Genomic DNA, 25,538 nt, shown 5'->3' on the forward strand with positions numbered 1-25,538 from the left:
GTCGTGATTCAATTACAGGTTAACAATAATCTTTTGTCCGTGAGGCGTAAGCTTCAAGCCTTCTTGGCTTGTTTGTGTGCCTGCACCTTCAACTGAAGCTGCTTGCTCGATACCACGCAGAACAACATGCCATGGCTTGCCTGTGCCTTCATAGCTGATCTCGATTGTGCTTCCTGTACGAACAGCTGTTGCAGTTGCTTGCGGCTTACCGCTCAGATCATGAATAACGGCAGTAGCTGTTGCACCGTCTTCAAGCTCGAACAGGTGCAGCGTAACGTTATCTGCATAGTCGTAGTCAGGCTTTTGGTTGTCACTGCCAATCGCAAGAAGCGTGTTTGGACGAACAAGCAATGGAATCGAGCTGTAACCGTGATGCTCTTCTACCCATTTGCCGCCTTCAACTGCAGTGCCATCGATCAAGCTTGTCCATTTGCCTGCTGGTACATAGTATTTAACCGTACCTTCAGTATTGAAGATTGGAGCAACAAGCAGGTTTTCACCCAGCATGTATTGACGGTCCAAATAATGAGTAGTTGGGTCCTCAGGGAACTCCAGAACCATCGCTCGCATCATTGGCAGTCCTTTCTCCGTTGCTTCAACTGCATGATTGAACAGGTATGGCATCAAGCTGCTCTTAAGCTCGGTGAAGTAACGAAGCACATCAACGGACTCTTCGTCGAACAGCCAAGGTACGCGGTACGATTCATTGCCGTGCAGACGGCTATGCGAGCTGAGCATACCAAAGGCAACCCAACGTTTGTAGATGTCTGGTGGTGCTGTCCGTTCGAAGCCGCTAATATCATGGCTCCAGAAGCCAAAGCCGGAAAGACCAAGCGACAGACCGCCGCGGAGGGATTCCGCCATCGAGTCATAGTTCGCTGAGCAATCGCCTCCCCAGTGAACTGGGTATTGTTGACCGCCGGCAGTAGCCGAACGTGCAAACAGCATTGCTTCGCTCTTACCACGATTTTCCTCAAGCACTTCAAATACGGCTTTGTTATACAGCTGTGTGTAATAGTTGTGCATCTTCATTGGATCAGAACCGTCGAAGTAGACAACATCTGTTGGAATCCGCTCGCCGAAGTCTGTTTTGAAGCAGTCAACGCCCATGTCCATCAGACGTTTCAGATGGCCTTTGAACCATTTCACAGCTTCCGGGTTTGTGAAGTCAACAAGACCCATGCCCGCTTGCCATTTGTCCCATTGCCATACGCTTCCGTCTTTCGTGCGAACCAAGTAGCCATTTTCCATTCCTTCTTGGAACAGCGGCGATTTTTGAGCGATGTAGGAGTTAATCCATACGCAAATACGGAGTCCGCGCTCTTTCAAACGGCGCAGCATCCCTACTGGATCCGGGAACATGTCTGCATCCCACTCAAAGTTACACCATTCATATTCTTTCATCCAGAAGCAGTCGAAGTGGAAGACATGAAGCGGAAGGTTACGCTCTGCCATACCTTCGATGAAGCTGTTCACCGTTGCTTCATCATAATCCGTTGTGAATGATGTTGTCAGCCAGAGGCCAAACGACCATGCAGGCGGCAATGCTGGCTTACCAGTCAGCTTGGTGTAGTTGTCGAGAACATCCTTCAATGTATTACCACCAACGATGAAGTATTCCAAATGCTCGCCTGGTACGCTGAAGCCAACCTTCGATACCGCTTCAGAACCAACCTCAAACGATACGCGTTCCGGATGGTTAACGAATACACCATAACCTGCGCTGGACAGATAGAATGGTACGTTTTTGTAAGCTTGCTCGGAGCTTGTGCCGCCGTCTTCGTTCCAAGAATCTACGACTTGTCCATTCTTAATGAAAGGTGTGAAGCGCTCGCCAAGACCGTATACTTGCTCCCCTACCCCAAGATCCAGCATTTCGCGGAAGTAAGGTTTACCTTGGTCTTTCACATAAGCAGCAGCTTTATGCGCTGTGCCTGTCATCCTGCGGCCATTCTGATAGAACTCAAGGCCCCATGATGGCGATTTGCGAATGCGAGCCTGCAGGCCGCCGCTAGTCAGGGTTGTGTACTGCTCGTCACTTTCGACAGTAACGCTATGGTTAGCATCTTCGTTAATTTCAAACTCTGGGCCAATTTGTTTAACGCCCGCATGATGGATCCAGCGTACTTTGATAACGTCTGGAATTGGAGAGCTGATCTCAGCTGTCAGCAGGGTGCCGTTCAGCGTATCCCCTTTAATATTAATCGGCTTCGTTGCACAGTAAGCTGTCAGCTTTCCGTTCTTTTCTTTCACTTCACGTACATCTACCGGATGCTGCATCTCTACGCCTTCGCGAATTTGCCAATAACCATCTGTAAATTTCATTGAATGGAAACCTCCCAGCATAAGTTTGCCCACTTAGTAGCTTCTCGTACCTTGTAAGCGGTTATGTTATAATAATATTGTCTTATCTTGTTTAACTCTGCCTAAATATTGCCCATTATTATCACGATTTTGACATTTGTCATCCGAATCGTTAGGAGTTCTTATAAATGGATAAATCAAGACTAAAAGAAGCACGAAAACATGGCAATCCGATCTATCCGGTAAGCTTGTATGACATCACTTGCCCACCGGATGCACCACTGCTCGACCTGCATTGGCATGATGAACTGGAGCTTCTGATGGTGACGGAAGGAACGGCTGTATTTCGCGTCGATATGAATGATTACGAGCTTCAAGCAGGCGAAGCAATCTTCGTAAATTCAGGGGAACTGCACTCAGGATATGTTGTTGGAGATCAGCCGTGCTCCTTCTCCGCTGTCGTGTTTCATTCCAGCTTGTTCAACAGCGGATCAATTGATTATTTATTTGACCGTTATATTTCTCCTGTATTGGAGAGAAGATATGATGTACCTGTTCATCTGCGGCGAGAGCCTGGAAACATGCAGGATTTATTGATCCTGTTGGATCAACTGTTTGCAGTTAATCGTATGAGTCTAATGGCTCCGGAGCTTACGATTAAAGGATTGCTGTACGGCATTATATCTAGGCTGATCAACCTCGGCGGAACGGCTGCCCGGGCAAAACCTGAGCAGGAAGGGTATCGGATTGAAAGGCTCAAGACTGTAATCGAATATATCGAGCAGCATTACGCCGATCCTATCCCCTTGCAAAAGCTTGCTGAGCTTGCGCGAATGAGCGAATCTTATTTTTGCCGATTTTTCAAACGGATAACAACAAAAAGTCCAATCGAATACATGAATAATTACCGCGTACAACTGGCGGCGAATCGCCTGCGGCAGTCCGATGCGAAAATTATGGAGGTTGCCCTTGATGTAGGGTTTAACAGCCTTAGTTATTTCAATACCGTGTTCCGCCAGCGATACGGCTGTACGCCGCGGCAGTATCGAAGCCGAACTGAGGGACAGCGGTCATAATTCACTAATTGGTCCAAATAAAAAGAGCCGATCCTTAATGGATCGGCATGATCTATTCTTATTTGATTAATTCGAACAGCGCACCTTGCACTTCCTTGGAGTTACCACCGATATATACTGTAAACTCCCCTTCCTCTGCGCAATAACGAAGCTGCTTATCATGATACTTCAAGTCTTCTTCTGTAATCTGGAAGCTTACTTCCTTCGTCTCGCCTGGTTCAAGATAAACCTTTTGGAACCCTCTCAAACGTTTTACCGGTCGTACGGTACTGCCGTAATGATCTCTGATATAAAGCTGAACCGTCTCTTCACCTGCATAATCTCCGTTATTGGTAACCGATATGGTTGCTGTAATCGTCTCCGTTCGCTGCATAGCCGTTTGATCCAGCGTAATCTCCGAATAAGCAAAGGTCGTAAAGCTAAGACCATAGCCAAACGGATAGAGTGGATCATTAGGTCCGTCAATATATTTTGAAAGGAATGTCTCATGTTGATTGCTCTCTGTCACTGGTCTGCCTGTTTGGAAATGGTTATAGTAAACAGGGGTTTGTCCTTCACTACGAGGGAAACTCATCGTCAGCTTTCCGGTAGGATTGTATTCGCCGAACAAAATATCAGCCGTTGCCGCACCAGCACAGGAGCCGAGGAACCAGGTTTCCAGAATGGCATTTACTTTCGTATCGAGCCCATTAAATACTAGTGGTCTGCCCATTAGTAAGAACCAGGACCGTTGGCTTGCCCAGCTCCAAAATAAATTCAGCCAGCTGTTGTTGAACCTCAGGAAGTCCGATATCCATCCGGGAAGCCGCCTCACCGCTCATGGTCCATGTCTCACCAAGTGCAAGCACGACCACCTCAGCCTCTTTTACAGCAAGCTTCCATCATGCCGTCTTCGATTTCCCCATTCACTTCGCAGCCTTTTACAATGTCCAGCTCCATATGGGGAACAAGCTGGCGAATACCTTCCGCAAGTGTGATCGTCTGCTCATGGTATTTTGTTCCTTGCCAAGGGCCAAGCTGATCCTTACTGTCTCCGAATGGTCCAATAATGGCAAGGCGTTTGATCGTCTTATCGAGTGGCAAAACGCCGTCATTTTTCAATAGAACTGCAGATTTAAGCGCAAGCTCCTTGCTTTCCTTCAGATGATCAGGATGGAAATGATACTCCGCTTCCTTCTCCGGCCGAATATATCGGAATGGATCATCCATGATGCCGATCTTATATTCGAAAGTAATGATTCGTCTAACGGCCAGATCGAGCTGCTCTTCCTTCACTTTACCTTCAGAAATCAGCTTCGGAAGATAAGCAGCATATGCGCGGGTCACCATCTCAATATCCATCGTTGCATCCAGCGCAAGCTTCGCAGCATCCTTGCTGTCTTTTGCCGCACCATGAGCAATGATCTCCTCAATGGAGCCAAAATCCGAGATTATCATCCCATCGAAGCCAAGCTCGCCCCGAAGCAATTCCTTCAACAAAAACTCACTCGCCGCACATGGGATCCCATCATATTGATTGAAGCCATTCATGACGGACGCTGCTCCTGCTTCTATCCCGGCTTGGAATGGAGGAAGATAGACATCACGAAGCGTTCTTTCGGAAAAGTCGACCGTGTTATAATCCCTGCCCGCTTCCCCAGCGCCATATCCGATAAAATGCTTCAAACAAGCAAGCATCGTCTCTTCGCTGAACAAGCTGTCCCCCTGATAGCCCTCAACTTGAGCTTTTGCAATCAGCCCTCCCAGATACGTGTCTTCACCAGCTCCTTCAACCACACGCCCCCACCGCGGGTCACGCGAGATATCTACCATTGGAGCATGGTTATACGTAATGCCAGTCGCGGTTGCTTCTTTTTCTGCGATTACACAAGCACGTTTGATTGCTTCCGGGTCCCAGCTGCAGGACCATGCTAGTGGAACAGGGAAAATCGTATGGAAGCCGTGAATAAGATCGGAGTTAAACAAGAGTGGGATGCCGTGCGGCGACTTCTCGACTGCCATCCGCTGCAGATCAAATACACGCTCCGACTCAATTGCGCCAAGTACCGTCCCTACACGTCCCTGCTCCTGCAGCTTCTCTACACTTTCTGACTCGACATCTCCTCCAAGTGAAACCTGGGAGCCAAGCACCTGACTCATTTGTCCAATTTTCTGATCTATGGTCAGCTGTCCAAGCAGCTTGTCTACTTGCACCGCAATATCTTCATCCGTCCGTGGCTTGATTGGTTCCATTGGGCGATAAGCTTGCAGGGAAGCCTGCCAGGTTTTCGTGGTCTGCCTACTTTCGTTCAATACAAACAACCCCTTCCGGTTGTAAACGCTTAATTCCATAGTAGAAGAGTGTCATGCAATGAACTATCCCTAATATTCGGTTGTAAGAGGGAGGATTTTCGGAACATAAAAAAGGACCGAAAAGCGATTCGCTTTTCGATCCTTTTATTCTTGCATTGCTGCTTAATTAACAGGCTTGTATTCCGAATTTGCTGTATCCAGCATTGATTTCCAGCTGTTAAATTTCGTTTCTCTTGCCACATGACGATCAAACAATTCCTCATGGATGTTATTGATTTCTGCTTGCGTCGAAGCTTGGAAGTTACCTTTTTCCAGAAACTCCGCAAAACTATCGAAACTCGAATGCTTTCTCATAAACGATCCATTAAACAATTTGTCTAATGAAATATTGTTCGGGTCTTCCTGCATGTTTTTTTGTCCTTGAAGATCCTTCAACAGGTCTTCCATCGACATCGGTTTTTGTTTTCTCAAATAAACACTCCTTTTCGTTTTTGTCTAACCTATCTTTTGGATAAAGATGCCCAAGTCGATTCCAGCCAGTTATCAAAGTCTGCGCCCTTGACACCATCATAGGCATCATACACATCAAGTCGCATTTTTCTTAGCTTTTCTTTAAACTCTTCATAAGAATGACCTTCTGGCAAGCTTTTCTTAATACGAATCAGGATTTTTGCGGTTCCTTTAATCGGATCGCCTTTTTTCTGTGCTGGCAGCTGAACATCCTCACCAAATGCCCTAAGCTTACGATAAGCAGCTTCTTGAACGGTGTACACGGAATCGTTATTCAATCTATGCGTTAGTACATCGATGATTTTCGGATGGCTCGACTGGCCCAGCTCTTCAACTGCATCCAGACGTTCTCTCCAATTAGATCGATTAGCTGCTGCTTTTAATTCATCATAATTCTCAGGCAATTCATTGTTAAATCCACGTTGACTCAAATGATCCCATCCGTTCTTTAAATATTTCACTTTTATAATTACCGGATATTACAACGTTATCCTTAACTTGCGCCGTTGACAACCCAATGTAATTTATCCTTCAGTTCTTTATAGTAACACACAATTCATCATCAGACTTGACTATTTGGTCATTAAACTTTTAAATTTAACAACTTCTTGCTGCTTCGCTATGTCTTTCTTTCCATTATCGCCATCCAAGCAGGCAGAATAAACTTTGCAACTTATATTTTGGCAATGTTTGACTGTATCCTCACGCTCTCCCTATGGTAAAATTATCTAATATTATTTACGTAAAGAAAGGGTGGCTGCTTTTGATAGGAATAGATAGAACCCAAACCATTCATACGGAAGCTGAACTTCGATCACTTATTGGTTTTCCAAGCGAGCTGGTTGAGCATAAGGTTATTCCTGCCATTGATCATAACTGCCGGGACTTTATCAATAAATCACCTTTTGTATTCCTTTCAACGTCTGATTCTCATGGTAAATGTGATGTCTCACCTAGAGGTGATGCCCCCGGATTTGTACATGTCCTGGATGACAAGCATCTCGTAATCCCAGAGCGTCCAGGCAACAAAAGAATCGATACCTTACGCAACATTCTGTCTAATCCTCATATCGGTATGGAGTTTTTGATCCCTGGTCTCGGCGAAACACTTCGAATAAATGGCCGCGCATCTATTACGAAAGATATGGAGCTCCTGAAGCAGCTGGCTGTAAAAGACCGCATTCCTCTGATCGGAATTATTGTTGAAGTTGAAGAATGTTATTTGCACTGCGCCAAAGCCTTCTTCCGCTCCCAGCTCTGGAAGCCCGAGACATGGTTAAGCAAAGAGCAGCTGCCTTCGCCAGCTAAGATCATTTCCGAGCATGCGAAGATTGACGGAGCAACTCCGGAAGTCATTGCTGCAAGGCTTGATGATGGATATAAGAATCGGTTGTATTAAAAAATAAGCAATCTGATACAGCCCAGCGGCTCGTCTGATTGCTTGTTTATTTTATCACTTCTTTAATTCAACAATGATATCTTCTAGTATAACCTCTTCTTGTTCATTATCTTTTCCCTGTTGTACCGTACTTTCCTCATCAGATCCTTCTCTCGTCATTTCCACTGAACCATGATTATCAGAGGTATGATTATATAAAGAAAGCTGAGGAGTAATAATAAGCTTCGTTGCTTTTAGATCTAATTTCTCAAATGTTTTACTCCAGCTCATATTATATCCCTCTTTATCCCCCGCACCTCCATTACTTTGACCTGAGTAAAGATTCCCTAAATCATCTTTCACTTTTATTCCAATATCTACGGCGTCCCACTTCGCTCTAATCTTCTGGTTAACCACTTGATCGTAATAAATAATAAAAGATATTGGTGTGACCGTTATTTTATCAAGATGAACCGTAACGCCGTCGTGCTCTATACTGCGATCAATCCGTTGTGTGCTGCTTTCGGTTGCTTTTAGCTTCAGCGAAAAATTCCAATCCCCTGTTATTTCCACCCTACTGTCTTGCTTCCATATAGTTCCAATATCCCATTTGATATTTGCAGTTTCTCGATCCTTATCCTGACTAAAGCTGGTTCCCGTCATTAAGCCTACGTATTTGTTATTTCCTACTTTAGATATTTGGTTGCTGCCCGCTACACCATCTGCACCCTTCATATCCAATAAACTGTGTACAATAGGATGAGTCCCTAAATCCTGATTACTCTCTAAAGAATAAGTTAAAAATGCGGTTTCGCCGTCAAATACCGCATCATTTATAGTGATTTTAATCCCGTTATTTTCTTCTGCTACGTTCATTGCGCTGGAATACTCCTTATAGTGATCAAAAAGCCCCGATCTTCCCACATCCAAAAATCTGAAAATATTATCGATTACAGGGATGCTGTTAGCGTAAGCGGGGAAAGTCATCCCAAGCAAGGCAGTTGATAAACCGGCTAAGAGGAGAGCTGCCGCAGCATTCCTTGTCCATCGTCTTTTCCGTGGGAGAATGGAGGACATCACTGCTCTTTTAACTTTAGTTCGTTCTAATTCACTTACTTCCATTTCCTCAAATTCGTTCTCATCGATGTCCATTTCATTTATTAATTCATAGATATCCTTCATCATATTTGACCTCCAGGATTAACCTTGTTATAAAGTTTCTTCTTCCCTCTATAGATTCGATTGTCTATCGAGGCTCTGGTCAGACCAAGTTTGCTGGATATATCGTCCGTCTTTAAACCCAGAAAAAATTTCATAACAAAGATATTCCGATCAACTGGCTCTAACAAATTAATGAGTTGGATGAGTTCCTTTTTATTTTCGCTCATAATAAGTTCATCTTCTGCCGACATCCCATGCTGGAGCTCCACATCAGTTGAGGTAAACTCCACTTTTTTACTGGCCCGTCTGTAGTAATCGATAGCCTTAAACTTAGCAACCGCACAAATCCATTTCTTAAAATCAGTGGAGTCTCCATCAAATTTACTCGAATTATTCCATACAGAAAGAAAAATATCGTTGATACATTCCTCTATCATGCCATCGTTATCCAAAGGGGAAAGAACCTTGTAAGTTACCCCTTTTATAAGCGGTAAGTATTTATCAATGATGAATTCTAATGCATCTTCTTTTTTACGCTTCAGCCGCTGGATAAAGTTATCCTCATTCGATCTCAATTACGGTCCTCCTTTATTTGTAAAACCAACACACCCTATATAACGAAGGAAATAGCAGTTTCTCTCATCTCAAGTTAATTTTAAAGGCAAAAAAAGCACCTCTTGGATAGGAGGCACTTTCTATTTTAGAAGCTATATTTTAACATATATTTCATCTGTATCGTCCAATCCTTTGTTTAACCTGCTCCAGCAATGGCTGAGCCATCGCCCTTGCCTTCTTGGCTCCTGCACTTAGTATCTCGTCAATCTCATCTCGAGAAGCCATAAGTTTATGGTACTTTTCCCGCGGCTGCTCCAAGTACGCGTTCATGACTTGGTATAATTCTTGCTTAGCGTCTCCCCAACTGATACCGCTATGGAAATTGTCTCTTAACTTTTCTACTTGAGCCGCTGATGCAAACTCTTTGTACAATAAGAAAATATTCGACGAATCAGGATCTTTAGGCTCATGAGGAGCGGTGGAGTCTGTTTTGATTCTGTTAATCAATTTTTTTAGATTCGCGGCCGATTCGAAAAGCGGAATCGTATTGTTGTAGCTTTTACTCATTTTCCGGCCGTCCAATCCTGGGATAACCGCTGTTTGATCATCAACGATATAGCTAGGTAATTTAAGCGTGTCTCCATAATTTCTGTTAAATGCTTCTGCAAGATCTCGCGCGATCTCTACATGCTGGATCTGATCCTTGCCGACCGGCACTTCATCGGTTTGGAACAGTAAAATATCCGCCGCCATCAAAATCGGATACGTGAACAACCCCATATTAACGCCAGTGTCCATATCGAGTCCCAGTTGTTCGTTCTTATCAACGACAGCTTTATAGGCATGAGCACGATTCATCAGTCCTTTTGGTGCAAGGCAGGATAGGATCCAGCTAAGCTCAAAGATTTCCGGTACATCCGATTGTCTATAGAAAATGACTTTCTCCGGATCCAGACCTAAAGCCAGCCATGTCGCGGCAATCCCGTATGAAAGTTCATTAAATAATTCCCGATTCTGAATGAACGTAAATCCATGATAGTCCGCTACAAAATATAAAGCGGTGCAATGGCTATTCTGGGCAATCTGCAAAGCAGGCTTAATTGCGGCAATGTAGTTTCCTACATGGACTTGCCCCGTTGGCTTAATTCCTGTTAATACGATCTTGTCGCTCATGTTATCCTATCCCTCCTCGATATAAATAAAAAAGGGGCTCCCGTCCTGAAAAGGACGAGAAACCCCGTGATACCACCTTAATTAGCCCGAATTTTGATCGGACTCACTTTAACGTATCGAAACCTAATAAAGGTTTGAATACGCGTCTCTTGTAACGACGAGACTTTCGCCAAAGCCTACTCAACTTAACTTTCGGTTTGGATGCTCAGAAGCCCACTTCGGCATAATCCCTACACTGATTCGCACCATCCATCAGCTCTCTGGAGTATTCATTATGCTTACTCTCTTCATCATCGCAATTTGGTATAAAATTGTATTAGTATATTTTTACAACAAAATGCGTCGTTTTGTCAAATACTTCCTTATCTGTTTTTAGGAAATAACCTCCATCAAACTTTCATTAAAACTTAAGGCCCTTTCTGGACCTTAAGTGACTTCATTTTATATGTACTCAGCAACTTAAGGCCCTCCAGGGACCTTAAGTTTTCGATAACATCCTTTTTCATCTTATATTCAGATATTCTTGATGACTTAAGGTCTCTTGGGGACCTTAAGTGCCCTACTCTTGCCTTCTGGAAGAGATTTAAGGCCTTTTAGGGACCTTAAATCGAAAAAAATCAGTCCCAGAAGCGTCGCTGCTTCTGGGACTGATTCAATTCTAGCTATTTCGTGTAAATCCGATACAGCACAACGGCTGTTTGGGCTTTCGTTACCTTGCCCAGCGGGTCGATCTTGCCGCCGCTGCCGAGGAGAATACCCGACTTCACAAGTGTCGCCATATCCTCTACCGCATACTTGGCAATCACCGATTTGTCTTTGAAACCATTCAGGTCCGACGCTGTGCCAGTTACTTCTATTTTACCTGCAAGCTTCAAAGCATGTACGATAAACGCTGACATCTCTTGTCTCGTAATTGGCGAGTTCGGCTGGAACTTACCATTGCCTATACCTTTGAAAATCCCCAGTTGTCGAGCGATCCCTACCATGTCACAGTAAGCATCAGTCTCTAAAATATCGTTAAAGTTTGAATCGAACTTAGCTGTAAGGCCCAGCGCCTTAATTAATCCGTCAATAAACTCCGCTCTAGTGATCGGAGCAGCTGGACTAAAGGTTGTTGCCGATGTACCGCTCATTACACGTTTAGCCGTCATCACTTCAATCGCATGGTTGCCCAGCTGATCAAAGCAATATCACTAAATAGAGTAGAGCTATAAGCCACGGCATATTAACTAAAGTGCGTAGTTGTGAACGTCACTTTCCCGGTTGCTGATCGTATTTGCCGCTTGGAATAGAGTGAGGCTTACCTTCGCCATCCACATACCAGACCACAATTAATCAAGGCACTACCGTGCTGATCACATTGCCGATTCTCTCTGATCTATAGTACAAAAAAGGCGATACAGGTGTTAAACCTGTACCGCCTTTTTCGTTAATACCTTTTCAAAGGCATCATTAAAGTATTGCATCACATACTTCGCGACATGACACTCAAAGGATGCGTAATCCGTCAGTACCTCGGAAGGATTCTCGATAAAATCATAGACCTTATCTGATACGAACTGAGGCTGATCGATAAACAACGTATTCGTTGCGTCAGGAACAACGATTACAGATGAATGCATCAGAAGCTGCGATGATAAAGCAGTAGACGATAAATAGATGGAATCATCGGCACCAACCAAGGCTAGTGTAGGATGAGAGAGCGAGGCAAAATCCTCATTCGTCCCGGCTCCTGTATACAATTCAAGAGCTTCAAAATACGTCTCCGGCTGGACTGACATATAGGCCGTTATCATCTTCTTAAATAATGAGCTGTCAGGTGGCAGCTTGGAAATCCCCTGTACCATACTTTCCGCTAGTGTTAGCATATTCCCATTACTCGTCAGCTGCTTGCGGCTTTGGATAATGGAGCCGACCGTTTCCCTCGGTAAAAAGGCCGGAACTGCAAGCAAAACAAGACTTTTAACCAGATCTGCATGCTGTAGGCTGAACTTAACCGCCAATGTGGCACCGAAGCCATGGCCCATCAGATGAATAGGACCTAGCTCTACATTGATAATGAACTGGAACAAATCTTGTATAAATAAATCCCAGCTAAGCTGCTCTGCACCTCTCTCTGTGTTGCCATGTCCGCGCAAATCGAGTACAACAACCCGATAATGCTGCTGGATATAAGGAAGGATTGGCTCCCATACATCCTGGTTATGCCCCAAATCATGTATAAATACAATGGTTTCCATCTTAGAATTGGCATTATAGATCTGATAGTTGATCGAGATCTCTCGCACTTGGATAAGTGGCATAGAATCCTCCTACGAATATGAACTTCATTTGAGCTTCACTTTATGATATCTCGATTCTTCCTATACGTCTGTTGACTTTAAGTCACATAGCAGATAATCTCAAAGTAGACTACTAGATTCTGGAGGTCCTGTTTATGGATATTCGCCTCGAGTTTGGACAACGGATTAAAGAGTTACGGGCCCGGAGCGGAATGTCGCAAGAGCATCTCGCCTATCGCGCCGGATTAGATCGGAGTTACATAAGCGGAGTTGAACGCGGTGAGCGGAATGTCAGTATTGTGAACATTGAGAAAATAGCCGCTGCGCTCCAAATTACAGTAGCGTATTTGTTCTCAACTGAACGCTTCTCTCTTACTCAAGCCTATCAACCTAAAGAATTTATAATCCCTTTTAAAGATAGAGTTCAATATACGCTGGATCCAGACAAGAAACTACTTTCCTTCCAGGTCAATGGATTAGCTTCCGGTAAGCAGGATGTTGAATACATGTCCTCCATCGTTCTTGGGATCTGTTCAGCTTTTGGTAAAGATGAGCTCGATGTGTTGGTTGATCATCGCGGCATGATCACTTCTGATGGCCAGCCCGTTGTCTACTCACCTGAGGTTGCAGAAAGAGCTGTACAGTTCCAGCAAGAGCTTACAGCTTACAGCAAAAAGGTTATTGTTCTATGTAATTCAGAGTTTATGGTTGAGCAATTAAATCATGTAGCGAAATTCAGCGGGATATACGATAAAGCGACCCATCTATTCGAGAAGGACCGGGATATGGTCGGCAAAGCCTATGAAATGCTGGATATTCATGATCATCAATTTATCCAAATGAACAAATAAAACCGCCTCCCAGGCGGTTTTATTTGTTCATTTTTCTATACAGAAGAACGTTGCAGGCGGCGTGGCCGGTTCACCATGTAGATACTGCAAAGTACAAATACAAGCCCGATCAAAAGAGTAAAGGTAAACGGTTCATGAAGGAATATCGTTCCGATCAGGATCGCTACAAGCGGGATCAGGAACGTATAAGAGGCTACCTTGCTCGCTTCCCCTGAATCCATCAGCTTGTAGAAGACAAGCCAGCCAAGTGCAATAACAAAGATCGAAATAAATAACAGGCTGGCGATAAACCCGCCGCTCCATTCCACATCCGACCAGCTTTCCGTCACAGAACCCAGCCCCGTCATGAATAAACCGCCGATCATTAACTGAAGGGTAACTAACCATATATTGTCTACCTTAGCGCTGGACTTCTTCACATAGATGGTGCCAAGCGCCCAGCTTAGCGCCGATCCAAGTGCGAGCAGAACACCTGCAATGGAGATATGGCCGGATGCGCCACTCGCTCCACTAGATATAACCCCCACACCAGCAAAGCCCAGAACAAGACCCGTCACTTTCAACCCGTTCATAAGCTCACCGAGCCATAACCAAGAGAAAATACCTACAAGAACCGGCTGCAAGAATACGAGCGCCGAGAACAATCCGGCAGGCAAATATTGAATACCAATCGTTTGCAGACCATAATACAGCACAACATTGACGATAGCAGATACCACATAAATGAACCAAGTTTCCTTAAACCGTAAACGGCGGTATCTAGGAATCGCAGCAAAAAGGAGAAGCACACCACCTAGTAAGGTTCTGACTCCGGAGAACAGCACAGGCGGCATGTAATCTAACGCATATTTGGATAATGGCCAATTAATACCCCAGACCAAAACCAGAAATATAATAAGGAAAACGGTCTGTTGTTTCGATAATTTTTGCACATGAACTCTCCCTTTCGGATGTAACAATAGCAGCATTAATGCCCCAACACAAGTGGCGTCAAGAATAACGTTATAACGGCGGCTAGTATCATGGACACACTGGATACGGTACCGGAAATACTACCCAGCTCAAATGCCTTGGATGTACCGGCTCCATGTGCACTTGTACCAAGCAGCACACCTTGTGCAACAGCATTCCGGATTCGGAACAAACGTATCATAAGCGGACCAATTAAGGAGCCGAAAATACCCGTAATCATTACCGCAACAGCCGTGATTGTCGGAATCCCTCCGATTGATTGTGACACATTCATCGCAATAGGTGTGGTTGCAGAATGAGGAATCAGGCTGTATGTTATTTTATCGTTTAAGCCTAATCCTTTTGCAAGCCATAAGGAGGATGCAACAGCCGTCGCTGATCCCGCTAATACACTCACAATAATTTGAGCTGCATGTTTCTTTATCAGCTCATAATGTCTCGACAGCGGAATCGCAAAAGCTATTGTGGCCGGGCCTAACATATCGGACAGCCAATGTGCACCGGCATTATAATCATCATAACTGGTTCTCGTGACCACCAGCAGGATGATCAACACGACGGGCGTAAGTATAATTGGTGATAAGAGCATATGGCTTTTTTGCTTATAAATCCTTTTTGCAACTACATACACAATGATCGTAATAAGTAAGCTTGCTGCTGCAATTATCATAACCGCGAGCCCCTCTTCCGCTTGGAAACCTGCTGAGCAACCAATCCGCTGCACAACATAACGATAATTGTCCCTAATCCAATAACCAAAGCAATTTGGACACCTTCATTCAGGATGAGCTGACGGTACCCTATTATTCCAACGGCAGGCGGGATAAAAAAGAGCAGCATCGTAGCAATAAGCCAATCTGAACCGGATTCTATATATTTGCGGGGAATAATCTTCATTTGAAGCATTACAAACAATAAGATCATGCCTAGAATACTGCCAGGGACCGGTATGTGAAGCCATAGGACAAGCCGGTTCATAATCCATGAGAATACTATAAAGAACAAGATTTGAATGATGATTTTCGATAAGAAACGCATAACAGCCAACTCCCTTTAATGGAAGTGTACAGCAGCCATTATCATAGGTAAAATACATTTACAGAATGTTTTTCATTCCATTTATCTATGGATAAGGAGAAGTTTACGATTGGATATCCGACATTTACAATATTTTGTTGAGGTTGCCCGCCTGCAAAGCTTCACGAAGGCAGCTCAATCCCTCTATATCACTCAGCCGACCATTAGCAAAATGATCAAAAACCTCGAAGAGGAGCTTGGCGTCGTCTTGTTCGAGCGTACCGGGAAAAGAATTGCGTTAACCGATGCTGGCTCTATTCTGTTGACGCAAGCTCAGCAAATGGTCCAGTCGTTCAGCAATATGAACTCCAGCCTGTCCGAATTAATGGAGCTGAAGGCGGGCCATATCCGTATTGGCCTTCCTCCGATGGTAGGCGTTACTTTTTTTCCTCGTATTATCGGAAAGTTTAGGGAGAAATACCCCAAAATTACGATGCAGCTGTTTGAGCATGGAGCCAAAAAAGTTGAAGCCGATGTAGGCTCAGGGGAACTGGATATCGGGGTTATTTTGCTGCCAACTAATGAGGAAAAGTTTGAATCGTTTTGTTTCTTACGACAAAATCTGATGCTTGTTGTCCCTCCCTCGCATAAGCTCGCGAATCAGAACGAGGTGTCTCTTATTGCGCTAAAGGAAGAGCCCTTCCTGCTGTTCCATGAAGACTTTACGCTGCATGACCGGATTATTGAGGAATGCGAGAAGCTTGGATTCCAGCCGGATGTCGTGTACAAAAGCACGCAGTGGGATTTTATCAGCGAAATGGTAGCGGCGAATTTGGGCATTGCTCTCCTGCCTGAAGCGGTCTGTAAGGAACTGGATCAGAAACGTCTGCGGGTCATCCCACTAATCTCACCAATCATTCCGTGGCATCTTGCCATGATCTGGCGCCGAGACAGCTACCTGTCGTATGCCACGCGTGAATGGATTGCTTTCGCGAAAGAGACGCTTCAGAGTATTCCGTAAAAAAAAACAAAGACGGTTTCCCGAAAAAGAAGGAAACCGTCTTATGTAAGTTATTGGACTTGCTTATTCTGCATCAGTCAGGTGGATATAAACTGTAGACCCCCACCACATAGTTAACTTGTAATCTTCACCCGGCTGGTAGCCCGTTGTATCAAATGAGTAAGTCTGATCTGCAGCATCGTCTGGAATTGCAACCTTGCCTCCGAAACCTCCCGTAACTTCTTCTTCATAATTATTCGAATCATCAAGTACGAAGTATACGGTACCGCCATGACTTACTGTAAAGTGCAATGTAGTCCCAACCGGAACGCTTAGCTCCATTTTGCCATTTTGTTCATTATGGCTAGCTCCATCAACTTGAATGAGCATAAAGGAATCGTGAGAACCCGTTTGTTCTTCCTTGTTTACAGAATCACCATTCAGCGTTTGAATCGAACCTGCAGCAATTTTGAACTGTACACTTTTTAATTTAAACTGCTTTTCAGGTATATAGAAGAGGTCATTCCCTTCTATCTCCACACTATCACCGGCACTGATAGGTAGGAATTCACCATTGCTTTCACTTGTAGCTACTGTGATAACATCGTGCAAATTCACTCCATCAACTGCTTTAATCTCACGGTTGAAGTCAATTCTAAATTTCTCTTGCTCAACGCTTGCATTGCCGCCTTCATTTATTTTTTTAAGAGGCGTTCCTTCAGTGTCAAAAATTGTGATCCAGTAGTTATAAGAATAATTCCCTTCAGTATCTACAATAATTAGCGTAACATCATCTGCAGAAGTTAATCCTGTAGTTTCGAAGTTTGCTGACTCATTGGCATGTACCTCCATCTTCTTAGCTATGCCACCTTCAACAGCTGCCTCGAGGTAATCAACATTATGAAGGTCGCCAATGTATTCACTGAGTAAATAAGCGGTACCGTTCCGAGGACTTGTTAAAGTAATCGAATCTCCGCTTACAACTTTTGATGTTGTTATCGAGATCCAGAAGCTACCCTCATATGGATTTTCATTACCATTGTCTCCGCCGGTACCATTATCCCCACCAGTGCCAGTGCCAGTTCCACTGCCGTTACTATTTCCGGTCCCGCTTCCACTGCTTATTCCTCCGGAAGGTGTAGTATTGCTAGCAGACTGCTCTTGTCCGCCAACGTTTACTTTAACGTCTGCAGGAACATTGCTGCCTGTTTCCATTTTTTTCGGAGCTTTGTCCATCGTTACTCCTGTGGAGTTAACAACTGCCTTCTCAACTGTGCCTTCACCCAGCATTTTGACGGCTGCATTTAGAATCGCATTCACAATGGTGGCTTCCTTATCGGCTTGTACACTGCTTCCAGCAGCTGTATCCGCCACAACCATTTGATCAATAGAACCTTTTGGTATCTGAACAATAACGCTTTGTGCTTCAACATTTACCGTATCAAAGTGTCCCGTCAACACAACACGAGAGTTATTCGGCAATTGATCAGAAAGGGTTACTTTATTGATATCCGCGCCTTCAGCCGATTCTACTTTTGCCCCTGTTTGAACGGTGATTTCCTGTACTGTCGTTTTACCCTCTGCTACAATGCGCACGGTTCCATCTGCTTTGTTGACAATAACGGTAAGAATCACAGAATCTTCTAGATGAATACTGTTCTCGCCGCCGCCATATACAAATGTCTTTCCGTGTACCGTAACATTCTTCAAATAGACATCGCCATCGCCTACACCCTTACCGATGATCAAATCGCCGGCGATATCCATGTTTTGTAAAGTGGTGCCAGCCGAGTTAATAATAATACTGCCAGCTTGTTTTTGTACGCCTTCCGCAGGTCCGTTGACGCCCGCTTCAGCCCATGTTCCGTAAGTATTAAACGCACGGTCTAAAATACTCGTTGCTTCAGCACGGGTTACTTGCTGCCCTGACTTGAATGTACCATCCGTATAGCCCGTAATAATACCTGCCTGTGCGGCAGAAGCAACACCTTGTAACGCCCAGTTGGAAATCTTATTCGCATCACTGAAAGAAGCATTTGTTGTGGATGCAGGAAGTGATAGCAGTTTCGCTATTGTAAGCGCCGCTTCTTCACGTGTAATGCTTGCATTGGGATGGAATGTTCCATCCGTATACCCTTTCATATAGCCTGTCCCATAAGCAACTGCTACATCATTTGCAAACCAGTCTGCAGCCACTACATCCTTGAAAGTTATCTCAGCTGCTTGACGATATTGGAACAGGCGGTTAATTAAAGCTGCCCATTCTCCGCGTGTGATAGCACGTTCCGGTTCAAACTTTTCCGAAGACACACCATTAATTACTCCTCTTGTACTCCAACGATCAATAGCTGATTTTGCCCAATGTCCAGATACATCCCCAAAGCTTGAACCAGCATCAGCTGCTGCATTCGTTATCGAAGTTGCTGCACTGGCCGCTCCCGCAAACAATGTTCCAAACATAAGAAACATGGCTAGCAGGAGGCTCGTTACTTTCTTCATTATTATTCCTCCCTTTCTGGTTATAATTTCCTATAAAAATCACATCTATTAAAATACCACAGCTCATACTAAAGTTCTATAATTATTTTCAAGATATTAGGATAATACGAATTTAGTAGATTTTCGAATAGATAATAACAATAAATAGACGAATGTCATCCTCTGTTTGGAGGATACATTCGTCCTTATATTGGAACTTTTATTATATCTATAAAATTTATTTTGAATTTATTTCACTTTACTTCCTGCTAATTCGTGGTCCTGGCGGCATTCCGCCTGGTCCTCCTGGACCACCTGGACCACCTGGACCTCCAGGTCCTCCAGGTCCACCATGCCATTGGCCAGGTCCTCCTGGTCCGCCTGGCCCCCATGGACCACCCGATCCTGGACCAACCCACGGTCCTCCCCATGGCGGACGCGGCGGTGGCCCCCAACCCCACCATGGTGGACGAGGTGGCTGCCAACCCCAAGGTTGGGCCTGCCAGGGCTGCCAGCCCCATGGCGGGCGAGGCGGCGGGAATCCGCCACCTGGAGGGAAAAATCCCCGATGCGATTTCGTCATTTGAAATTACTCCTTTGTCAAAAAAGTAATTTAATGCATGCGTTAGCGTATGTGAATACCCAATGGGATGTATAGGCAAACATAACACCTTCCAAGGATTAGGTGAATATCCTGTAGCAACTTGGTTTGTTTGGAGGAACAAAATGATCCCGATTTATCCTTATTACAGTCAGGAGACAAAATGTAAGCAAGTTCCCATTACTTTCCCGCCCCAGCATCAGGATCAGCAGCCTGGTCTCGAATATTTAATGAATCCTACACCTATTTCGGATAACCCCCAATATAAGGGCAGCGGTAAGCTGAAAGGTAAAGTTGCCATTATTACAGGCGGTGACAGCGGAATTGGCCGTGCGGTTGCCATCGGTTTTTCCAAAGAAGGTGCTGATGTAGCGATTGTCTATCTCTACGAAAGAGAAGACGCACTTGCGACGAAACAAATGGTTGAGAAATACGGAGGCCGCTGTTTGCTGATTGAAGGTGATTTGAGGAAGCCGGAGTTCTCCTCGGAGATTGTCCGCCAGACATTGGAGTGCTATGGTTGTCTTGACATATTAGTGCTCAATCAAGGCGTGCAATTCCCGCAAACTTGTATTCTGGACGTTACAAATGAACAGCTAGAGGACACGTACCGCACGAATATTTTTCCTCATTTCTATTTAACCAAAGCAGCCCTGCCCCATCTCAAACCGGGAAGTTCCATCATCAGCACGGCTTCAGTTACGGCTTATGCGGGTGCCCCCTTACTTGTGGATTACTCCTCCACAAAAGGGGCAATTGTCTCCTTCACCCGTTCCTTGTCGCTCCAGCTTGTAAGCTGCGGCATACGAGTAAATGCTGTCGCTCCAGGTCCAATCTGGACGCCGCTTATCGTATCCAGCTACTCTGCTGAATATGTCAAAACGTTTGGTCTTGAAACGCCGATGAAACGTGCCGGCCAGCCGTTCGAATTGGCCCCAACTTATATCTATCTCGCCTCCGATGACTCCTCCTTCGTTACGGGCCAAGTGCTCCACGTAAACGGCGGAGTAATGACGGAGACATAGGAGAAGAACGTCAAAAAGCCTCATAATCCACATTGTGTTGGGATTGAAGGCTTTTTTATCTTGCATGCTATACCGAAGTCTAGCTCTTCTTCAGCACCAGACTGGATCTTGTACAATAGAATTCTACCCCAACGCGAAATATGTACGCTATGTTTTTCATTGTACGTAATCCAACGCAGACATTAAAGTCTACACCCGCTGCTACTCGTACTAAACACCTTGTTCCATCGCATCCGCCAAAGCGACAAGCTTATTAACGGTATTCCAATTGCGGACAGTCGTATGACCGCCAAGCTTGTCCGCTTTGACTGCGAGCTTGGAATTACGGACGCTCTGTTTAAACAAAAGGTACAGATCCCGCCCAACGATTCCGAATGTCTCCTCTTCCGATTCGAACGTGCGGAGCTTCTCAATCTGCTCGAGGGTTGGTTCCTCATGCATCATCGACACATACAAATATTCACCTTGCGCGCTTGCTGCCGCATCTGCAATTTGCTTCTCCGTGAAGGGGCAGCTGGAAGCAATCGCGCGCATCTCATCTGCCGTCCTCATAATCACTCTGATCGACAAGCCAAACACTTTCTCAATTTGCTGCTCGATACGCTGCCGAAGTGCTGCCTCATCCTCATCAGAGGTGAACAAGATATTCCCGCTCTGGATATAGGTCTGAACATCAGATAAGCCTATAGAAACCAGCGCCTCTCTCAAATCTGCCATCTTTATTTTATTTTTACCACCGACATTTATCCCTCGCAATAAAGCAATCCGTACGCTCATACAGCACCTCATCTTTTCCTTATTGACTTTCAGTGAATGATTTCCGTTCAAACTGCTTTGCATGTAAATCTTTGTATACCCCACCAAGTTCGAGCAGCTCGTCATGTTTTCCTTCTTCTACAATCGTCCCCTCCTGCACGACCAGAATATGATCCGCCGCCATTATGGTGGACAACCGATGTGCAATAACGATACTCGTCTTATCCTGCAGCAGGACACTCATCGCCTTCTGAATATAATACTCGGATACCGTATCAAGCGAAGAAGTTGCTTCATCCATGACGATAATCGCCGGATTTTTGAGAAGCACCCTCGCTATGGAAATACGCTGCTTCTCACCGCCCGACAGCTTCATCCCCCGATTACCAACAACTGTGTCATAACCATCAGGCAGACCCATTATGAAGTCATGAATATAGGCAGCCTTGCATGCATTCTCCATCTCTTCCTCCGATGCTCCATCATTGGCATACATCAGATTCTCTCTTATGGTCCCGTTAAAAAGATAGCTGTCCTGCGTCACTAGTCCAATCTGCGATCGAAGCGACTCCAGCGTCATATCGTATATATCCGTACTGCCGATCCGAATACTCCCTGAAGAACGTTCATACAGCCGCGGCAGCAGATTCGTAATCGTTGTTTTCCCCGCTCCACTTGGCCCAACAAGGGCTGTCATCGTACCAGCCACAGCGGTGAATGAGATATGCTGAAGTGCTGGTTTATCTCTCTGATAGGCAAAGCCTACATCCTCAAACACAATATCTTGTCTAGAAATATTAACCGGCAGAGCTTTGGGCTTGTTCACAATAACCGGCTCCATATCGAAATAATCAAAAATCCGTTCAAATAATGCAACCGACCGGTTAATATCGACATACAAGTTCGTTAGCTGACCCACCGGACCGTAAATTCGGCCAAGAAGCGCGACAAAACTGATGATAGCCCCGATCGTAATCTCGCCTTGTATAAAAAGATAACCCCCATATAAGTAGATCAACATAGGCCCTATCGTTGTAAAAGTAGACAGCACCATCATAAACCAGCGGCCAGCCATCGATTCTCTGATTTGCAGGCGAGTTGATTCGGCGTTAACTGCTGTGAAGCCGTCAAATTCCTTCTGTTCCTTCGTGAACAGCTTCATCAGCAGGTATCCGCTAATGCTAAGCGTTTCCTGGATGATATGGTTCTGATCGGACATTTTCTCCTGGGTCTGCTTGGCAATATTCCAGCGGACACGACCCATTTTCCGAGTTGGCATAATAAAGAGCGGAACAACAAGCATACCCAGAATAGCTAGTTTCCAGTTCATGAAGAACAAGGTGCCAAGCGTTGTCGTCAATATAAATAAATTGCTGGAAAAATTGACTACCGTACTGCTGAATACCCCCTGAATCCCGGCGATATCACTCGTCATTCTCGTAATGACCTCGCCTTGCTTCACATTGGAGTAGAACTGCAGCGGCATTTGCTGCAAATGCTGGTACATCTGATTTTTCATATCATAGACAATATTTTGCGAGATATAGGAATTCAGATAGCTCTGCAGCACACCAATTAAGCCTGAAGCTACGGTAGCAGCAAGTGAAATAAGCACCAGCTCCACAAGCAGCCCCATATCTTTATTCGGCAAGGCATCATCCACAATATGCTGAATAAAGATCGGCGGCAAGAGGCCAAGCCCCGAGGAAACAAGCAGGATTAGCAGCACAACGATCGTCTGTTTCCAGTAGGGGATAAAATAACTGGCGATACGGGCAAGCATAGCTTTCGTAATGTTGGGTTTAGCTCCATCATCGAACTTCAGCTTGTTAAACCCCATTCCTCCAGGTCCTCCATACATTTTGGACATTACGGGACCCCTCCGTTCATAAATGTTTTAAAATTTGCTGATGCAGTTCAGAAAGCCGGTCAACGTCTTCCTTCCGCAAATGTGCAAGCGCAGCACTCAGCGCCTTATACGACGCTGCTTCCTGTTTATATACCTGACATAACTCTTCTCCGGCAGGCGTAATAAACAGCTGAATCTCTCTCCGATCCTGCTCGGAAGGCTCACGAAGGACAAGCCCCTTCTCCACAAGCTGGTCGATATAAACACTGACCCTGCTTTTCGCAAAAACAAGCTTCTCCGTTAAATCCTTTTGCTTCTGACCCGGATTCAAACGAACGGACTCCAGAATGTTGATCTGGTGAACCGTTAAGCCTAAATCAGCAGCACTTTGAAAAGCCAGTTTTTTTAATTGACGTGCTATTTTAAAAAACGATTGGTATATATCCATCTCTTTCGCATTTGAATCCAACAGCCACTCCACCTTATTAGTTATGTTTGTAAACAGTTACGGTTGTGAACTAATTATACATAAAAAGAAGAGAGCTTTCCAGCTCCCTTCCGTGCTTCCTAATATAGTGGAAATTTCTGACGGAGATCTTCCCGATGGAGGACATGTGAATCCTCTCGAATGTAGTGGCAGACATAGGAACGGCGCCATCTGTCTATGCTTCTATTCTTATTCGAGGAATGAATGAGCAGCTCGCTGAACAGGAGGATATCACCCTTCTCCATGATGACCGGTATTTGCTTCGTTGTATCTACACCTTCTGTCTCCTCGGTCCAATGCTCATGCTCTTCGATATTTTTCACAGCTCCATGCGGCAGGAGACCTAGCTTATGCGTGCCCGGCATTACCCATAAGCAGCCATTCTCGATATCAACGACATCCTCCATGGCTGTCCACGCGGCAATCATCGTCATGGGATCATTTTTAATATAGTAGTAATCCTGATGAGCGGCCTGTCCGGGGGAACCTGGTTCCTTGTAAAAATACATACTTTGCACGCATACCGCTTCTTTCCCCATCAATTGCGCCAGCGCCCCGCGTACAATCGCATGCTTCATCAGCTGTCTGGACATGCTGTCATGCTTATGTGGATTAAAGAGTCGCAGGGAATATTTCTTACTCTCCTCACATGCCGCCCATTCCGGCATTGGAGATTCATTTCTTATATCATAGATGTGTCCGTTAAAGGCATCAATCAAATCGCTGGACATGCCTTTTTTCCATAACAGATAACCATTTTCCTTAAAAAATTCAATTTGTTCTTCCGAAAGGGGAGTACGAGGAGCTGTATACGTTATATTCACTGTTCATTCTCCTTTATCATTTATTTGCTCGAGCGATAGCTTTATCGTACTGCTCCTCCTTAGGTCGGAACAATGGCTGCCATTTGCCTTTTTGTATCTGTAATTGATATTCAACTTTACATAGCAGTAGAATATAGACAAGAGGTGATTCCATGATCGTGACATCAACAGTAGCAGGCTCCGTTGTATATCCGCCTGGCGGAAAATTTGGTCCTCGCATACAGCCGGATATCCAGCTCGTTATGCTCTACACCGGAGAAATGTGCGTATCCATTGACGGCCGGGAAATCCATGCTCAGCCTGGTCATGTCGTGATTCTTCTGCCCGGTCATGAAGAACAGTTTGTCTTCTCCAAAACCGAAGATACCTGGCACCGCTGGATTGCCATACATGTACCCGAGTTTGATGAGGAGGCGCGGAAAGCACTCCAATTATTACCCGAATGCCTGCCGCTAACCGAAGACATGAACCGACTAACGGATCTCATTCTTCGCTTACAGCGGGATACATCCGCAAGTGATCCTCTCTTACTCCAGCTTGGTCTCGCGGCCTTACATCTGTACCCGGTTGAATCAAAGCGGGTCTTGCAGCAGAGGGAGAAGCATCCTGCCATTTACTCTGCATTGTCCTGGATTCAGGAGCATTATGCCGAAGACATAGCTTTAAAAGATATAGCTGCTTCCGCGAATGTTTCTCCAGAGCATTTGGTCCGGCTGTTTAAGCAATATGAGTTGACCACACCATTTCAATACTTGTGGAGCTACCGCGTTAACAAAGCAGTCGAATTGCTGAACAATACTGGTCTTACGATTACCGAAATCGCTTCGCGCTGTGGATTTAAGACTTCACATCATTTTGCAAGACAGCTTAAAGAAGCAACAGGCCGAACCGCGTCTGAGATTCGCCAATTATCCTGGAGTGGCCTGCGGAAAGCATAAAAAAACACC

General features: G+C 45.0%; 26 protein-coding genes and 1 other annotated feature. Of the genes, 6 read left to right on the top strand and 20 right to left on the bottom strand.

Annotated features, from left to right (window positions below; genetic code table 11):
* Positions 1 to 12 precede the first annotated feature (12 nt).
* Entirely contained in the window at positions 13 to 2,325 is a 2,313-nt protein-coding gene (yicI, locus tag AC0YNT_RS13210) for an alpha-xylosidase (protein ID WP_475805005.1), read from the bottom strand.
* Positions 2,326 to 2,492: 167 nt separating this feature from the next.
* Here yicI and AC0YNT_RS13215 point away from each other — a divergent pair, with 167 nt between their 5' ends.
* Positions 2,493 to 3,380 (top strand): helix-turn-helix transcriptional regulator, encoded by an 888-nt coding sequence (locus AC0YNT_RS13215; RefSeq protein ID WP_475805006.1) that lies wholly within the window; start codon positions 2,493 to 2,495, stop codon positions 3,378 to 3,380.
* Positions 3,381 to 3,438: 58 nt separating this feature from the next.
* On the opposite strand, the gene AC0YNT_RS13220 is transcribed toward AC0YNT_RS13215, so the two are convergent.
* The 5 genes from AC0YNT_RS13220 to AC0YNT_RS13240 form a co-directional block, all read right to left on the bottom strand.
* Positions 3,439 to 4,092 (bottom strand): fibronectin type III-like domain-contianing protein, encoded by a 654-nt coding sequence (locus tag AC0YNT_RS13220; protein WP_475805007.1) that lies wholly within the window; start codon positions 4,090 to 4,092, stop codon positions 3,439 to 3,441.
* Positions 4,070 to 4,234: a hypothetical protein gene (locus AC0YNT_RS13225; RefSeq protein ID WP_475805008.1), complete on the bottom strand. Its 165-nt coding sequence runs from the start codon at positions 4,232 to 4,234 to the stop codon at positions 4,070 to 4,072. The genes AC0YNT_RS13220 and AC0YNT_RS13225 overlap by 23 nt, the downstream gene beginning before the upstream one ends.
* Position 4,235: 1 nt before the next feature.
* On the bottom strand, positions 4,236 to 5,672 hold the full coding sequence (locus AC0YNT_RS13230) for a glycoside hydrolase family 3 N-terminal domain-containing protein (protein ID WP_475805009.1): 1,437 nt from the start codon (positions 5,670 to 5,672) through the stop codon (positions 4,236 to 4,238).
* Positions 5,673 to 5,834: 162 nt separating this feature from the next.
* Positions 5,835 to 6,125 carry a hypothetical protein gene (locus AC0YNT_RS13235; RefSeq protein ID WP_167280076.1) on the bottom strand — a complete coding sequence of 97 codons (291 nt, stop codon included), beginning with the start codon at positions 6,123 to 6,125 and terminating at the stop codon, positions 5,835 to 5,837.
* A 47-nt stretch (positions 6,126 to 6,172) separates the two neighbouring features.
* Complete coding sequence (locus AC0YNT_RS13240) at positions 6,173 to 6,613, bottom strand: HEAT repeat domain-containing protein (protein WP_475805010.1); 441 nt, start codon at positions 6,611 to 6,613, stop codon at positions 6,173 to 6,175.
* A gap of 335 nt (positions 6,614 to 6,948) precedes the next feature.
* Here AC0YNT_RS13240 and AC0YNT_RS13245 point away from each other — a divergent pair, with 335 nt between their 5' ends.
* Positions 6,949 to 7,581: a pyridoxamine 5'-phosphate oxidase family protein gene (locus AC0YNT_RS13245; protein WP_475805316.1), complete on the top strand. Its 633-nt coding sequence runs from the start codon at positions 6,949 to 6,951 to the stop codon at positions 7,579 to 7,581.
* A gap of 54 nt (positions 7,582 to 7,635) precedes the next feature.
* On the opposite strand, the gene AC0YNT_RS13250 is transcribed toward AC0YNT_RS13245, so the two are convergent.
* From AC0YNT_RS13250 to AC0YNT_RS13270, 5 genes are all read right to left on the bottom strand, one after another.
* Positions 7,636 to 8,745 carry a DUF4179 domain-containing protein gene (locus AC0YNT_RS13250; RefSeq protein WP_475805011.1) on the bottom strand — a complete coding sequence of 370 codons (1,110 nt, stop codon included), beginning with the start codon at positions 8,743 to 8,745 and terminating at the stop codon, positions 7,636 to 7,638.
* Positions 8,742 to 9,296 (bottom strand): sigma-70 family RNA polymerase sigma factor, encoded by a 555-nt coding sequence (locus tag AC0YNT_RS13255; protein WP_475805012.1) that lies wholly within the window; start codon positions 9,294 to 9,296, stop codon positions 8,742 to 8,744. The genes AC0YNT_RS13250 and AC0YNT_RS13255 overlap by 4 nt, the downstream gene beginning before the upstream one ends.
* Before the next feature lie 151 nt (positions 9,297 to 9,447).
* Complete coding sequence (locus tag AC0YNT_RS13260) at positions 9,448 to 10,449, bottom strand: tryptophan--tRNA ligase (protein ID WP_475805013.1); 1,002 nt, start codon at positions 10,447 to 10,449, stop codon at positions 9,448 to 9,450.
* A gap of 47 nt (positions 10,450 to 10,496) precedes the next feature.
* Positions 10,497 to 10,752 (bottom strand) — a binding site (T-box leader).
* Positions 10,753 to 11,111: 359 nt separating this feature from the next.
* The gene (locus AC0YNT_RS13265) at positions 11,112 to 11,600 is read right to left on the bottom strand and encodes an S-layer homology domain-containing protein (protein WP_475805014.1); all 489 of its coding nucleotides are present in this window, start codon (positions 11,598 to 11,600) and stop codon (positions 11,112 to 11,114) included.
* A 255-nt stretch (positions 11,601 to 11,855) separates the two neighbouring features.
* Positions 11,856 to 12,752, bottom strand: a complete 897-nt coding sequence (locus AC0YNT_RS13270) for an alpha/beta fold hydrolase (RefSeq protein WP_475805015.1) — start codon at positions 12,750 to 12,752, stop codon at positions 11,856 to 11,858.
* 134 nt (positions 12,753 to 12,886) lie between these two features.
* Here AC0YNT_RS13270 and AC0YNT_RS13275 point away from each other — a divergent pair, with 134 nt between their 5' ends.
* Positions 12,887 to 13,582, top strand: a complete 696-nt coding sequence (locus tag AC0YNT_RS13275) for a helix-turn-helix domain-containing protein (protein WP_475805016.1) — start codon at positions 12,887 to 12,889, stop codon at positions 13,580 to 13,582.
* A 35-nt stretch (positions 13,583 to 13,617) separates the two neighbouring features.
* Here the strand turns inward: AC0YNT_RS13275 and AC0YNT_RS13280 are convergent, their stop codons facing one another.
* The 3 genes from AC0YNT_RS13280 to AC0YNT_RS13290 are packed head-to-tail and all read right to left on the bottom strand — an operon-like array spanning position 13,618 to position 15,592.
* On the bottom strand, positions 13,618 to 14,514 hold the full coding sequence (locus AC0YNT_RS13280; RefSeq protein ID WP_475805017.1) for a DMT family transporter: 897 nt from the start codon (positions 14,512 to 14,514) through the stop codon (positions 13,618 to 13,620).
* Between the two features lie 35 nt (positions 14,515 to 14,549).
* Entirely contained in the window at positions 14,550 to 15,224 is a 675-nt protein-coding gene (locus tag AC0YNT_RS13285; RefSeq protein ID WP_475805018.1) for an LrgB family protein, read from the bottom strand.
* Entirely contained in the window at positions 15,221 to 15,592 is a 372-nt protein-coding gene (locus tag AC0YNT_RS13290; RefSeq protein WP_475805019.1) for a CidA/LrgA family protein, read from the bottom strand. The genes AC0YNT_RS13285 and AC0YNT_RS13290 overlap by 4 nt, the downstream gene beginning before the upstream one ends.
* Positions 15,593 to 15,701: 109 nt before the next feature.
* Here AC0YNT_RS13290 and cidR point away from each other — a divergent pair, with 109 nt between their 5' ends.
* On the top strand, positions 15,702 to 16,592 hold the full coding sequence (cidR, locus tag AC0YNT_RS13295) for a cidABC operon transcriptional activator CidR (protein ID WP_475805020.1): 891 nt from the start codon (positions 15,702 to 15,704) through the stop codon (positions 16,590 to 16,592).
* A 63-nt stretch (positions 16,593 to 16,655) separates the two neighbouring features.
* Here the strand turns inward: cidR and AC0YNT_RS13300 are convergent, their stop codons facing one another.
* Entirely contained in the window at positions 16,656 to 19,070 is a 2,415-nt protein-coding gene (locus AC0YNT_RS13300; RefSeq protein ID WP_475805021.1) for an S-layer homology domain-containing protein, read from the bottom strand.
* Between the two features lie 238 nt (positions 19,071 to 19,308).
* Positions 19,309 to 19,632: a hypothetical protein gene (locus AC0YNT_RS13305; protein ID WP_475805022.1), complete on the bottom strand. Its 324-nt coding sequence runs from the start codon at positions 19,630 to 19,632 to the stop codon at positions 19,309 to 19,311.
* A 143-nt stretch (positions 19,633 to 19,775) separates the two neighbouring features.
* Here AC0YNT_RS13305 and AC0YNT_RS13310 point away from each other — a divergent pair, with 143 nt between their 5' ends.
* A complete protein-coding gene (locus AC0YNT_RS13310; protein WP_475805023.1) occupies positions 19,776 to 20,675 on the top strand; it encodes an SDR family oxidoreductase in 900 nt (299 codons plus the stop codon).
* Between the two features lie 210 nt (positions 20,676 to 20,885).
* On the opposite strand, the gene AC0YNT_RS13315 is transcribed toward AC0YNT_RS13310, so the two are convergent.
* From AC0YNT_RS13315 to AC0YNT_RS13330, 4 genes are all read right to left on the bottom strand, one after another.
* Positions 20,886 to 21,452, bottom strand: a complete 567-nt coding sequence (locus tag AC0YNT_RS13315; protein WP_475805024.1) for a DUF1697 domain-containing protein — start codon at positions 21,450 to 21,452, stop codon at positions 20,886 to 20,888.
* Between the two features lie 19 nt (positions 21,453 to 21,471).
* On the bottom strand, positions 21,472 to 23,301 hold the full coding sequence (locus AC0YNT_RS13320; protein ID WP_475805025.1) for an ABC transporter ATP-binding protein: 1,830 nt from the start codon (positions 23,299 to 23,301) through the stop codon (positions 21,472 to 21,474).
* Positions 23,302 to 23,317: 16 nt separating this feature from the next.
* Positions 23,318 to 23,749 carry a MarR family winged helix-turn-helix transcriptional regulator gene (locus tag AC0YNT_RS13325; protein WP_475805026.1) on the bottom strand — a complete coding sequence of 144 codons (432 nt, stop codon included), beginning with the start codon at positions 23,747 to 23,749 and terminating at the stop codon, positions 23,318 to 23,320.
* Between the two features lie 98 nt (positions 23,750 to 23,847).
* The gene (locus AC0YNT_RS13330; protein ID WP_475805027.1) at positions 23,848 to 24,591 is read right to left on the bottom strand and encodes a phytanoyl-CoA dioxygenase family protein; all 744 of its coding nucleotides are present in this window, start codon (positions 24,589 to 24,591) and stop codon (positions 23,848 to 23,850) included.
* A gap of 152 nt (positions 24,592 to 24,743) precedes the next feature.
* Between AC0YNT_RS13330 and AC0YNT_RS13335 the strand changes: the two genes are divergently transcribed.
* Entirely contained in the window at positions 24,744 to 25,529 is a 786-nt protein-coding gene (locus AC0YNT_RS13335) for an AraC family transcriptional regulator (RefSeq protein ID WP_475805028.1), read from the top strand.
* Positions 25,530 to 25,538 lie beyond the last annotated feature (9 nt).

The sequence above is a fragment of the Paenibacillus sp. J22R56 genome (genome assembly GCF_056269375.1).

Excerpts from the sequence above, each read along its gene's own strand:
- yicI (WP_475805005.1), bottom strand. The coding sequence starts at position 2,325 with ATGAAATTTACAGATGGTTATTGGCAAATTCGCGAAGGCGTAGAGATG.
- AC0YNT_RS13215 (WP_475805006.1), top strand. The coding sequence starts at position 2,493 with ATGGATAAATCAAGACTAAAAGAAGCACGAAAACATGGCAATCCGATC.
- AC0YNT_RS13220 (WP_475805007.1), bottom strand. The coding sequence starts at position 4,092 with ATGGGCAGACCACTAGTATTTAATGGGCTCGATACGAAAGTAAATGCC.
- AC0YNT_RS13235 (WP_167280076.1), bottom strand. The coding sequence starts at position 6,125 with ATGTCGATGGAAGACCTGTTGAAGGATCTTCAAGGACAAAAAAACATG.
- AC0YNT_RS13250 (WP_475805011.1), bottom strand. The coding sequence starts at position 8,745 with ATGATGAAGGATATCTATGAATTAATAAATGAAATGGACATCGATGAG.
- AC0YNT_RS13260 (WP_475805013.1), bottom strand. The coding sequence starts at position 10,449 with ATGAGCGACAAGATCGTATTAACAGGAATTAAGCCAACGGGGCAAGTC.
- AC0YNT_RS13265 (WP_475805014.1), bottom strand. The coding sequence starts at position 11,600 with ATGACGGCTAAACGTGTAATGAGCGGTACATCGGCAACAACCTTTAGT.
- AC0YNT_RS13270 (WP_475805015.1), bottom strand. The coding sequence starts at position 12,752 with ATGCCACTTATCCAAGTGCGAGAGATCTCGATCAACTATCAGATCTAT.
- AC0YNT_RS13275 (WP_475805016.1), top strand. The coding sequence starts at position 12,887 with ATGGATATTCGCCTCGAGTTTGGACAACGGATTAAAGAGTTACGGGCC.
- AC0YNT_RS13285 (WP_475805018.1), bottom strand. The coding sequence starts at position 15,224 with ATGATAATTGCAGCAGCAAGCTTACTTATTACGATCATTGTGTATGTA.
- AC0YNT_RS13290 (WP_475805019.1), bottom strand. The coding sequence starts at position 15,592 with ATGCGTTTCTTATCGAAAATCATCATTCAAATCTTGTTCTTTATAGTA.
- AC0YNT_RS13300 (WP_475805021.1), bottom strand. The coding sequence starts at position 19,070 with ATGAAGAAAGTAACGAGCCTCCTGCTAGCCATGTTTCTTATGTTTGGA.
- AC0YNT_RS13305 (WP_475805022.1), bottom strand. The coding sequence starts at position 19,632 with ATGACGAAATCGCATCGGGGATTTTTCCCTCCAGGTGGCGGATTCCCG.
- AC0YNT_RS13310 (WP_475805023.1), top strand. The coding sequence starts at position 19,776 with ATGATCCCGATTTATCCTTATTACAGTCAGGAGACAAAATGTAAGCAA.
- AC0YNT_RS13315 (WP_475805024.1), bottom strand. The coding sequence starts at position 21,452 with ATGAGCGTACGGATTGCTTTATTGCGAGGGATAAATGTCGGTGGTAAA.
- AC0YNT_RS13320 (WP_475805025.1), bottom strand. The coding sequence starts at position 23,301 with ATGTCCAAAATGTATGGAGGACCTGGAGGAATGGGGTTTAACAAGCTG.
- AC0YNT_RS13335 (WP_475805028.1), top strand. The coding sequence starts at position 24,744 with ATGATCGTGACATCAACAGTAGCAGGCTCCGTTGTATATCCGCCTGGC.